Annotated in this window: 14 protein-coding genes; 2 read left to right on the top strand and 12 right to left on the bottom strand. The window is 57.6% G+C overall.

The window, feature by feature from the left end; genetic code table 11:
* Positions 1-84: 84 nt before the first annotated feature.
* From LAT62_RS01550 to pomA, 12 genes are all read right to left on the bottom strand, one after another.
* On the bottom strand, positions 85-537 hold the full coding sequence (locus LAT62_RS01550; RefSeq protein ID WP_293377863.1) for a ClpXP protease specificity-enhancing factor: 453 nt from the start codon (positions 535-537) through the stop codon (positions 85-87).
* Positions 530-1,159 carry a glutathione S-transferase N-terminal domain-containing protein gene (locus tag LAT62_RS01545; protein WP_293377860.1) on the bottom strand — a complete coding sequence of 210 codons (630 nt, stop codon included), beginning with the start codon at positions 1,157-1,159 and terminating at the stop codon, positions 530-532. The genes LAT62_RS01550 and LAT62_RS01545 overlap by 8 nt, the downstream gene beginning before the upstream one ends.
* Positions 1,160-1,241: 82 nt before the next feature.
* Positions 1,242-1,949, bottom strand: coding sequence for a cytochrome c1 (locus LAT62_RS01540; protein WP_293377857.1), 708 nt, complete (start codon positions 1,947-1,949; stop codon positions 1,242-1,244).
* Positions 1,946-3,199 (bottom strand): cytochrome bc complex cytochrome b subunit, encoded by a 1,254-nt coding sequence (locus LAT62_RS01535; protein WP_293377854.1) that lies wholly within the window; start codon positions 3,197-3,199, stop codon positions 1,946-1,948. Before LAT62_RS01535 ends, LAT62_RS01540 begins: the two co-directional genes overlap by 4 nt.
* The gene (petA, locus tag LAT62_RS01530) at positions 3,199-3,798 is read right to left on the bottom strand and encodes a ubiquinol-cytochrome c reductase iron-sulfur subunit (protein ID WP_293377851.1); all 600 of its coding nucleotides are present in this window, start codon (positions 3,796-3,798) and stop codon (positions 3,199-3,201) included. The genes LAT62_RS01535 and petA overlap by 1 nt, the downstream gene beginning before the upstream one ends.
* A 205-nt stretch (positions 3,799-4,003) precedes the next feature.
* Positions 4,004-4,396, bottom strand: coding sequence for a 30S ribosomal protein S9 (gene rpsI / locus LAT62_RS01525; protein ID WP_293377848.1), 393 nt, complete (start codon positions 4,394-4,396; stop codon positions 4,004-4,006).
* Between the two features lie 11 nt (positions 4,397-4,407).
* Positions 4,408-4,836, bottom strand: coding sequence for a 50S ribosomal protein L13 (gene rplM / locus LAT62_RS01520; RefSeq protein ID WP_293377845.1), 429 nt, complete (start codon positions 4,834-4,836; stop codon positions 4,408-4,410).
* Between the two features lie 90 nt (positions 4,837-4,926).
* Positions 4,927-5,220, bottom strand: coding sequence for a hypothetical protein (locus LAT62_RS01515; protein ID WP_293377842.1), 294 nt, complete (start codon positions 5,218-5,220; stop codon positions 4,927-4,929).
* Positions 5,221-5,222: 2 nt separating this feature from the next.
* The gene (prfC, locus tag LAT62_RS01510) at positions 5,223-6,800 is read right to left on the bottom strand and encodes a peptide chain release factor 3 (protein ID WP_293377839.1); all 1,578 of its coding nucleotides are present in this window, start codon (positions 6,798-6,800) and stop codon (positions 5,223-5,225) included.
* Between the two features lie 157 nt (positions 6,801-6,957).
* Positions 6,958-7,962, bottom strand: coding sequence for a tRNA 5-methoxyuridine(34)/uridine 5-oxyacetic acid(34) synthase CmoB (cmoB, locus tag LAT62_RS01505; RefSeq protein WP_293377836.1), 1,005 nt, complete (start codon positions 7,960-7,962; stop codon positions 6,958-6,960).
* Between the two features lie 12 nt (positions 7,963-7,974).
* Entirely contained in the window at positions 7,975-8,934 is a 960-nt protein-coding gene (locus LAT62_RS01500; protein WP_293377833.1) for a MotB family protein, read from the bottom strand.
* 26 nt (positions 8,935-8,960) lie between these two features.
* A complete protein-coding gene (gene pomA, locus LAT62_RS01495) occupies positions 8,961-9,713 on the bottom strand; it encodes a flagellar motor protein PomA (protein ID WP_293377830.1) in 753 nt (250 codons plus the stop codon).
* Positions 9,714-9,843: 130 nt separating this feature from the next.
* On the opposite strand from pomA, the gene LAT62_RS01490 reads away from it, so the two are divergent.
* Together LAT62_RS01490 and LAT62_RS01485 are read left to right on the top strand one after the other, a co-directional pair.
* A complete protein-coding gene (locus LAT62_RS01490; RefSeq protein ID WP_293377827.1) occupies positions 9,844-10,074 on the top strand; it encodes an exodeoxyribonuclease VII small subunit in 231 nt (76 codons plus the stop codon).
* Positions 10,071-10,967, top strand: a complete 897-nt coding sequence (locus LAT62_RS01485; protein WP_293377824.1) for a polyprenyl synthetase family protein — start codon at positions 10,071-10,073, stop codon at positions 10,965-10,967. The genes LAT62_RS01490 and LAT62_RS01485 overlap by 4 nt, the downstream gene beginning before the upstream one ends.
* Positions 10,968-11,008 lie beyond the last annotated feature (41 nt).

Below are 11,008 nucleotides of genomic sequence, written 5' to 3'. Positions count from 1 at the left end.
ACCTCAAAAACACCGCCAAAGGCGGTTTTTTCGTTGCAGATCAATCAGCTGTACACGACGTGAACAGCCATCCTGAACGGGTGACTACTTGACGACCTTCAGCCTGGGGCGCTTGCCATCGCCGGGGCGACCTTCGCTCTTGTCTCCACCGGACGCTGACGGGCCGCTGTCATCATCGCCGCCTGCAGGCGGTGGTGAATCCGGCTTGACCTCGAAGACCATGCCCTGACCGTTCTCCTTGGCAAACAGTGCCGCTATGGCCTGACAGGGAACGCGGATATGCTCAAGTTGACCACCGAAGGTTGCCGAAAAGATGACTTCTTCGTTGCCCAGATTCAGTGACTGTACAGACCGGTTGGCCACATTCAGGGTAATACGCCCATCCTGCACGAAACCTTCAGGCACCTGCACACCCGGCACATCGGCCTGCACTACCATGTAGGGTGTACACCCATTGTCGGATATCCACTCATGCAGGGCACGGATCAGATAAGGCCGATTGTCATTCATCTTGACGGGTGGCGGCTGATCACTCACGCATTTCACTCTCGACTTCAGACAGGCTGTCTTTGAAAGACTCCCGCTCAAACACCCGCTGCATGTACTTGCCAAGGTTTTTGTCTGCCCTGTCTTCCACATCAACACCCAGGTCGCGCAGACGCCAGAGAATCGGTGCCACACAGCAGTCCACCAGCGTGAAGTCTTCGCTCATGAAATAGGGCTTTTCACCGAAAATCGGAGCGATGCTGATGACGCTCTCGGACAGGCGTTCACGCGCTTCCTGAACCGAGGCGCGATCCTGCCCGGCCGTGATGATGTCCACCAGATTGCACCAGTCGCGCTGAATGCGATGGATATACAGACGGCACTCGGCACGCGAAACCGGATACACCGGCAACAAAGGCGGATGTGGGAACCGTTCGTCCAGATATTCCATCATGACATTGGGCTCATAAAGCACCAGGTCACGATCAACCAGGGTTGGCAACGAATTGTACGGATTGATATCACTGACTTCGGTCGGCACATTGTCGGGATCGGCATCTATGGTATCGACAGCCACTCCCTTCTCAGCAAGGACTATCCGGACCCGATGGCTGTAATGCGACGCCGGGTCGGAGAAAAAAGTCATGGATGACCGTTTGGCCACTACGCCCATGTAGGCTCTCCCAGTTATCTAAACACAACGAAGCGCGACAGCCGAAGCTGTCACGCCGATTTTAAGAAGTACGTCAGGCAGTTTACTTGACGTCCTTCCACAACTCTCGATAGAGCAGCCAGGCAAATACCAGGAACACACTCAGAAACGCCATGACAAACCAGCCAATACGCTGGCGTTCCAGCTGAATGGGTTCACCCATATAGTCCAGGAAGTTGGTCAGGTCGACCATGGCCAGATCAAACTCGTCTGGCGACATGGAACCTTCAAATGCGAATTCCTGACACCCGTCTGCACCCGGCGCCTCGGCACACAGCCCCTGCTGATTGACCATCGCATGCGGCATACCGATATTGTTGTAGAGCGCATTGTTGACGCCATACGGACGGCTGTCGTCCTTGTAAAAGCCGGTCAACAAGGTATAGATCCAGTCTGTGCCGCGCACCCGGGCTACCAAAGTCAGATCTGGCGGTTCAGTACCAAAAAACTGTGAGCCCAGAGCGGGCGACAGTGCATTGGTCATCAAGTCGCCGATCGGACGGTCGGCATCCAGAAGGTACCGTTCAAACAGGTCTTCCGGGATCTTGAGGTCACGTGCAACCCGGTTGTAACGGGCATACTCTAGCGAGTGGCACCCTACGCAGTTTTCGAAATAGAGTTGTGCACCGCGCTGCAGTGATTCCGTGTCACGAACATCATTGTTAGCCGGATACACTTCTCCGTAACCCATGGCACCACCTGAAACGAGGGCTACCATGGCGATGATGATAATACGCTTCATTGTGTTCATCGATTCGTCACCCTCTCCGGTACCGGTTTCGTTTTCTCATAACGGGTATAGAACGGCATGCCCAGGAAGAACGCGAAATAAATCACCGTGCAGATCTGGGCGAGAATGGTATTCAGGGTTGTCACCGGCTGAATACCCAACCAGGTCAGAATCATGAACGCAATCGCAAACACCACCAGCGACACTCGGCTGATCATGCCCTTGTAGCGCCAGGATCGCACCGGGCTGCGGTCCAGCCAGGGCAGTACGAACAGGATGGCAATGGCCGCCCCCATGGTGAGTACGCCAAGCAACTTGGCTTCAAGGAACAGCAGATCGAAATCCATGGCGCGCAGGATGGAGTAGAAGGCACCGAAGTACCAGACCGGGTGAATGTTCTCCGGCGTGGTCAGCGGATCCGCCGGTTCGAAGTTGGCGGTTTCCAGGAAGAAGCCACCAGCCGTCGGGAAGAAGAAGATGATCCCGCAGAACACCATCAGGAAAATCACCACACCGACCAGATCCTTGCCAATGGTGTAGTAGGGATGGAACGGGATGCCATCGCGTGGCACGCCATTTTCATCCAGATTTTTCTTGATATCGACGCCGTCAGGGTTGTTGGACCCGACTTCATGCAGGGCAACGATGTGCAGAAATACCAGCAACGCCAGCACCAGAGGCAGTGCAATAACATGCAGGGCAAAGAAGCGGTTCAGCGTGGCCCCGGAAATCAGGTAGTCGCCGCGAATCCACTCAACCAGCGGATCACCGATGATCGGCACAGCGCCGAACAGCGAAATTATCACCTGCGCACCCCAGTAGGACATCTGTCCCCAGGGCAGTACATAGCCCATGAAGGCCTCGGCCATCAGCATCAGATAAAGCAGCATGCCGAAGATCCAGACCAATTCACGCGGCTTCTGGTAGGACCCGTACAGCAGTGCTCTGAACATGTGCAGATAGATCACTACGAAGAACATGGACGCGCCGGTGGAGTGCATGTAGCGAATCAGCCAACCCCATTCGACATCCCGCATGATGTATTCGACAGAACGGAATGCTTCTTCCGCCGAGGGCACATACTTCATGGTGAGCCAGATGCCGGTGACAATCTGGTTCACGAATACCAGCATGGCCAGCACACCGAACACGTAGAAAAAATTGAAGTTCTTGGGCGCGTAATACTTGGTGACGTGCTTTTCGATGGTCCGCGTAACCGGCAGACGCGCATCGATCCAGCCCATCAGGCCGCCCTTGTCTTGAGTACTCATCAGGCAGTCTCCCCGTCTTCACCGATAGTCAACATATCGCCCTCGCGAAAGTGCGGAGGAACGGCCAGGTTGGAAGGTGCAGGAACACCGCGGAAAACGCGACCCGCCATATCGAACCGGGAGCCGTGACAGGCGCAGAAGAACCCGCCCAGCCAGTTGTCGTCGAACGACTGAGGCTCCACCTGAGGACGGTATTGCGGCGCACAGCCGAGATGGGTACAGAAGCCCTCTACCACGAGCAACTCTTCTTCCCGCGAGCGCACGTCATTGCGCGCATACTCGGGTTGCTGGTTCTGATTGTCGGAATCCGGATCGGACAGTCGGCCACGAAGTTCATCACTGCGCAGGGTCTCGAGCATTTCTGCAGTCCGACGGACGATGAATATGGGTTTGCCCCGCCACTCAACGGAAATCATTTCACCCTCGCCCAGGCTACCCACATCCACTGCTACCGGAGCACCGATGGCCTTGGCTCTCTCACTGGGCTGCCACGAGGACAGCAGCGGCCAGGCCACCCCAACACCGCCCACTGCACCCATGGCACCTGTGGCGCCCATCAGGAAGCGGCGGCGGCCTTTATTCACGCCGTCTTGGTTCATTATTGTTTCCTCTGAAATACGAAGGGATACGGTATTTAAAAATGCCGTTGATCTTAATGAAAAAGCCTGGCGCTTACAAGGAACTGACAGCTCTGTTTACTCCCCGCAGGCATGGAAAAATGCTGATAGAACAGGGTTTTGCAGTCCCATAAAAAAGCCCGCACAAGGCGGGCTTTCCAAAAAACGCACCGAGGCGTTCGAATACTCAGCGCTTGGAGTACTGAGGACGTTTGCGCGCTTTGCGCAGACCGACCTTCTTGCGTTCCACGGCGCGAGCATCGCGCGTGACGTAACCCGCTGCACGCAGCGGTTTGCGCAGTGTCTCATCATAGTCGATCAGGGCACGTGTCAGACCATGGCGGATCGCGCCAGCCTGACCGTTCGCACCACCGCCAGCTACCGTTACGTAGACGTCAAACTTGCCTGTAGATTCGGTCAGCTCCAGCGGCTGGCGCACAATCATCGAGGACGTTTCACGACCAAAGTACTCGTCCAGGGGACGCTTGTTGACAACGATGTTGCCGGTACCGGGACGCAAAAAAACGCGTGCTTTGGAAGTCTTGCGGCGGCCGGTGCCATAATATTGAGTAATTGCCATGTCTTAACCTCTCAGATGTCCAGTTCTTTGGGCTGCTGTGCAGTATGGGGATGCTCTGAACCCGCATACACCTTCAGCTTCCGGAGCATGGTACGACCCAGAGGTGTCCGCGGCAGCATGCCCTTGACTGCCTGCTCGATGATGCGCTCCGGCGCATGATCACGCAGCTTGTCAAAACTCATGGCCTTGAGGCCGCCCGGATAACCCGTATGACGATAGTACATCTTTTGGGATTCCTTGCGCCCTGTAACCCGCACCTTTTCGGCATTCACGATGACGATATAGTCGCCCGTGTCAGCGTGAGGGGTAAAGATTGCCTTGTGCTTGCCCTTAAGACGCACGGCAACTTCCGTCGCCAGACGACCCAGGGTCTTGCCTTCGGCATTGATCACGAACCAGTCGCGCTGGACGTCTTGAGCTTTTGCACTGTATGTTTTCATGTAAGTCTCTAACTCCGCCTATAGTGGGGGCTCAGGGGAAGTTATTGCTGCAATTTGAGCGGCGGATTCTATAGAAAGCCCTGGGCTTACTCAAGAGAAATCGCTGTTTTTTTTCAGCAGGATAATGCCGGTGGGAATCAGGCCAGTTGCCATTACGGTGGTCAGCAGCAATCCAGCCGCCAGCCGATCTACATCCGTGAGCATGGCACCCGCTGAAACAAAGGCCCCCACCAGCAACAGCCCGGCAAGAAAGCCGATCAGAAAGAGCCCGGTGGTCACGTCAGAGGTCAACCCCTTGCGCCCCTTGAGCCAGCCGGCAATGCGGAAAGCCGCCAGATAGACGGCCAATGTAAAGGCAGCAACCAGTGCCAGGTAGAGCAGCATCTTCAGTTTTCCCGCGTGGCCAGAAAACGGATCTCCGGATGGCGCTCTGCAGCCAACTGGAGGTTTACCATCGTAGGTGCAATGTAGGTCAGGTTGTCTGCCCCGTCCAGCGCCAGATTGTCATAGGCCTTGTCGCGAAAGCGCTCCAGCTCGCGCCCACTGTCGGCACTGACCCAGCGCGCTGTAGCCACATTGACCGATTCATACAGCGCTTCTACCTTGTATTCGGCGCGCAGCCGGTGCACCACCACGTCGAACTGCAGGGCACCCACCGCGCCCACAATAAGGTCGTTGTTGCGCAAGGGTCGGAATACCTGTACCGCACCCTCTTCTGCCAGCTGCACCAGGCCTTTCTGCAACTGCTTGGCTTTCAACGGATCTTTCAGCCGTATGCGCTTGAACAGTTCCGGTGCAAAGTTGGGTATGCCCAGAAACTTCAGTTTTTCACCACCGGTAAAGGTATCACCAATCTGAATGGTGCCATGATTGTGCAGGCCGATAATGTCGCCCGCCCAGGCGTCTTCAACCTGCTCGCGATCACCGGCCACAAAGGTGACCGCATCGGCAATGCGGATATCCTTGCCCAGGCGCACATGACGCATCTTCATGCCCTTCTGGTAGCGACCGGACACGATGCGCATGAAGGCCACCCGGTCGCGATGGTTGGGGTCCATGTTTGCCTGAATCTTGAAGACAAAACCGCTGAACTCGGGATCCGCCGCGGGAACCGTGCGCGCATCGGTGGCGCGGGCCTGCGGCGGCGGCGCCCACTCGGTCAGGCCATCCAGCATATGATTGACACCAAAGTTGCCCAACGCAGTACCCCAGTAGACCGGGGTCAGCTCACCGGCAAGAAACAGGTCCAGATCAAACTCGTGTGAAGCACCGCGCACCAGCTCTATTTCATCGCGCAGTTCAGGGGCATAGTCGCCAATGGCTTCATCCAGCTCGGGATTGCCCAGCCCCCGGATTCGCCGCTCTTCCTGAATAACACTACCCTGCCCGGTGCTGTATAGAATCACCGTGTCTTCAAGCAGGTTATAGACGCCCTGAAACCCTTTACCCATGCCAATGGGCCAAGTGACGGGTGCACAGGCAATCTTCAGGACATCTTCAACCTCATCCATCAGCTCTATCGGATCTCGAACATCCCGATCCAACTTGTTCATGAATGTAATGATCGGTGTGTCGCGCAGCCGGGTGACTTCCATCAGCTTGATGGTTCGGGCCTCGACCCCCTTGGCCGCGTCTATGACCATCAGGCAGGAGTCCACTGCGGTCAGGGTGCGATAGGTGTCTTCCGAGAAGTCTTCGTGCCCGGGCGTATCCAGAAGATTGACCAGACAATCGTTATAAGGGAACTGCATCACCGAGGTCGTCACCGAGATGCCGCGCTCCTTTTCCATCTCCATCCAGTCGGATTTCGCATGCTGTCCGGACTTCTTGCCCTTGACCGTACCCGCTTTCTGGATCAGCGCGCCGTGCAGCAGCACCTTTTCCGTGATGGTGGTCTTACCGGCATCGGGGTGCGAAATGATGGCGAAGGTACGACGCTTTGCGACTTCCTGCTCTGGCGACATGATATGAACTGGGCCTGTTTTCTCTGGTCAAACTGAAGGGCGCGCCGTGTGGTAGCTGCTCGCTCCCCGGCGCCGGTTGCGGCGCAAGTATACGGATTCGGCGCCCTGGCGTCATCCGCAGCAGATACTGCCCACTCAAAAGATGTGCCGATCCGTTTCACTCAAGATGATAGCGCTGCAGCCGCCCCGAATGTGGTCGCTGCGCCACAATTGTCGCACGCAGCGGTGCAGGATGGCCTTCACGGGTCAGTGTCGGGTCTTCCGGGTCCAGATAGTCGGCCAGTGACTGCCCGGGCTTCCAGTCTGTAACGCGCTGTTCTTCCGGAGTGGTCGGTGTCAGGTCGAGGCAGCGGACCTCTTCGAAGCCCATCTTTCGGCACCAGAGCTCCAGCGTGGGCACAGAGGGCAGAAACCAGACATTGTTCATCCGCGCATAGCGGCCCTGCGGCACCAGGGCATGGCCCTCAGGGCCATCCACAACCAGTGTTTCCAGAACCAACTCCCCTCCGGGGCGCAGCGCCTGACGCAGCTCTTCCAGATGATCCAGCGGCGAACGGCGGTGATACAGCACACCCATGCTGAACACGGTATCGAAGGCTTCGAGATCCGGCGTCAAAGTCTCCAGGGTCAGCGGCAATACGTGATGCCGGGCATGACGCACATACCGGTTGATGGCAAGGTGCTGCACGACCGACAGCCAGGAAGGGTCAATACCCACCACCTGCCGTGCTCCCTGGGCCAGCATCCGCCAGCCGTAATAGCCATTGCCGCAACCCACATCGAGTACTGTGCGGCCGTGCATCGGCGCCAGATGCGGCAGCACACGCTCCCACTTCAGGTCACAGCGCCATTCACTGTCGATCTGACAGCCGAACAGGTTGAACGGCCCCTTGCGCCAGGGCATCAGCGCGCGCAAACCCGCCTTCAGCAGCTCTGCGTCAACCTGCCCTGCCGCACCAACTGTTACTGCGGGTGCATCCAGGTCAGCCCTCAGCGGCTGTTCAGGAGGTGATGGCAGGGCGTCCAGCGCGGCGAGAAAACGCGGCAGGTTGCCATCATTCGGCGTCGCCAGTTGCTGCAACTGCTGCTCAAGCGGCACCTGCCAGTGCGCCAGGGGTGAATCTGCGAGCCCCTGAACCAGGTCTGCAAAAAAATGCTGCATGCTGTTGATCAATCAGAAAACCTCATCGGGATCCAGGCCAAACAGGCCGGGGTCGCCAAAATCAACCGGTTCACCCTGCGCATCCAGGGGAATCCGCTCTCCTTCGAAATCAGGGTTGTCTCTCTGGATAACGATCTCGACACGCCGGTTCCGTGCTCGGCCTTCCGGCGTTTCATTGGTGGCCAACGGCTTGGAGGCGCCGTGTCCGACAACCGTAAAACGATTTTCATCCATTTCGGGTGCTTCCCAGAGGTATTCACCAATGGACAGAGCCCGCGCGCCGGACAACTCCCAGTTGCTGCGAAAACGTCCCGCACTTATCGGTATCGAGTCAGTATGCCCTTCTACCTTGATGTTGCCCGGAGTGGTCAGCAACACTTCCCGCACCCGGTCCAGAATGGGCAGAAACTCGTCAGCCACGAAATCGGAGCCTGGTGGGAACGACTGTTCGCGCACCCGAATCACGATGGTCTCATTGACCGTTTCGATCTGCAACGCGCCCTGTTCGATGTATTCGCCCAACCTCGCGGCAATCTCTGCCGCCTCTTCCTGCGCCTCCTCCATCATCTGTTCGGTGATGACAATATCGCGCGTCAGTTGACCGTCATCTCCCTGTCGGTCTTCCTGCTGCTGGATCTCGTCCTGCGCCAGCACCTCAAGACTGTCTTCAAGGTCGCGGATTGTATCCTGCCGCACCACATTAAGCGGGGTCGGGTCTGGCCGACCCGGGCTGAATTCCTGCGCGATAATGGAGGTGCCGCGCGGAATGGCATCGGCGGGTATGTCCTGTTGCACACCAAATGCATTGCGCAGCGAGCCGGCCAGGCGCTGGAAGCGCAGGGCCTCGATCTCCGAAAATGACAACAGCAACACGAAGAAGCTGAGCAACAGCGCCATCAGGTCGGCAAAGGTTGCCATCCAGGCCGGCAGGCCTTTCGACTGTCTTTTGCGTTCCTCTTCTTCATCACTCATGGCTTACCCCACCCTTGTCCATGAGATCAGTCCGCACCGCGCTGACCAGCAGGCAGGTACGTTTTGAGCGCCTGTTCAATGATGCGCGGGTTCTGCCCCGCCTGAATACCCAGCAGCGCATCACGAATCATCTGCTGAATCATGGTTTCTTCATCAGAGCGCAGCATGCACTTGTCCTTGATCGGGATCGCAATCACGGTCGCCAGTATGGAGCCGTACATGGTGGTCAGCAGAGCCACCGCCATCTGCGGACCAATGGCTCTCGGGTCATCCAGCACTGCCAGCATGCCGACCAGTCCGATCAGGGTACCGATCATGCCCATGGCCGGTGCCACATCGCCCAGTGCTGCAAAAATGCCGGCACCCTGCTCATGCCGCTCGCGGGTCAGCCGGATATCGCGATTGAGCAGCGTACGCACCACATCCGGGTCATGCCCGTCGACCAGCAGCTGAATGCCCTTACCCAGAAATTCATGACTGACTTCCTTGCCCTCCAATGAAAGCAACCCGCCCTTGCGGGCCGCGTCGGCCAGTTCCACCACCTCCTCGATGATTTCTTCCTGCGTCACCGATTTGTAGGAATAGGCCTTGCCGGCAATCTTCAGTGCCCCGAGGAATTGCTCCAGATTGAATTTCTGCATGGTCACGAACAGCGAGCCCACCAGCACGATGAGCACGGAGGGCAGGTTGTAATAGACAATGGGATCCCCGCCGATGATCATCGCCATGATGATCATCCCTATTCCGCCGATCAGACCGACAATGGTTGCTAAATCCACTTGTTATGACGCTCCATAATCCAGAACTGCTCTGACAAAACTGACCCAAAGCCTGCTGCAGGCCGCGTAATATTGACCCCTAACCCGCAATTCAGTAGTGTTTGCGCTCCTTGGTATCGGGTGATCTTCCATGTCCACACCTACTAGATCGAACAATTTCGAGAAATCATTAGCGGATCTGGAAAAAATAGTGGTTCAACTGGAGCAGGGCGACCTGTCACTCGACGAGGCCATGCAGGCTTTCGAGCAGGGCGTCCGGCTGACCCGAAGCTGTCAGCAACAGCTTGACGCCGCTGAGCAGAAGGTTCGCATATTGCTTGACGAAAGCCAATCTTCCGAGCAGGCCGGGCCCGCGGAATGACCGACCTGCCAGTCAGACTGAACGCGGCAGTCCGACAATTCAATGACCATCTCGGTCACTTGCCGGAGCGCTACGCACCCAATCACCCGCGGCTGCGGGAGGCAGTGAATTATGCCCTGCTGGGCAGCGGCAAGCGTATTCGCCCCTTGTTGTGTCACGCCGCCGCGCGCGCGCTCGGCTCAACCGGTGATCTCTGGTTGCAGCCGGCCTTGGGCCTGGAACTGATACACACCTACTCGCTCGTTCATGACGACCTGCCGGCAATGGACAACGACGCCTGGCGACGCGGCCGGCCGACAGCCCATATCGCTTTCGACGAGGCCACCGCCATTCTGGTGGGAGATGCGTTGCAGGCGCTGGCGTTTCAGGTGCTGACCGAAGCGGACTCGCAACTGTCGACTTCCGAACAGCAACTGCACTGGGTGCGCCTGCTCAGTTCCGCCGCCGGCGGTCAGGGCATGGTCGACGGTCAGGCGATGGATTGTGCGGCAACCGGGGGGCACTCGTCACTCGAAGCGCTGGAAACCATGCATCGCAACAAGACAGGTGCACTGATTCGGGCTGCAGTGGCCATGGGCGCCTGGTGCAGCGAGCAGCCGCCAGCCGACACTGAACTGCAGGCGCTGGACACCTATGGCGCCGCCATCGGGCTGGCGTTTCAGGTGGTAGACGATGTGCTGGATGCCACCTCGAATACCGAAACACTGGGCAAGGATGCCGGCAGTGATGCAGCACGGGACAAGGTGACCTATGTCACGCTGCTGGGCATAGAGCCGGCGCGGCATAAAGCGGCTCAACTGGAAAGAGAAGCGCTGACAGCATTGCAAGCCCTGCCGGGAGATACCACACTGCTGGCTGAAATCGCCCACTTTATTGTAGCGCGCCTGCGCTGAATGGCCGCTGGACGGCACGCATTACTGGATTGAGGCCCAAC

The sequence above is a fragment of the Natronospirillum sp. genome, from assembly GCF_022565775.1.
Lineage (GTDB): Bacteria > Pseudomonadota > Gammaproteobacteria > Pseudomonadales > Natronospirillaceae > Natronospirillum.
The sequence above is the reverse complement of the archived record's forward strand: the minus strand, read 5'-3'. Positions and strand labels throughout refer to the sequence as shown.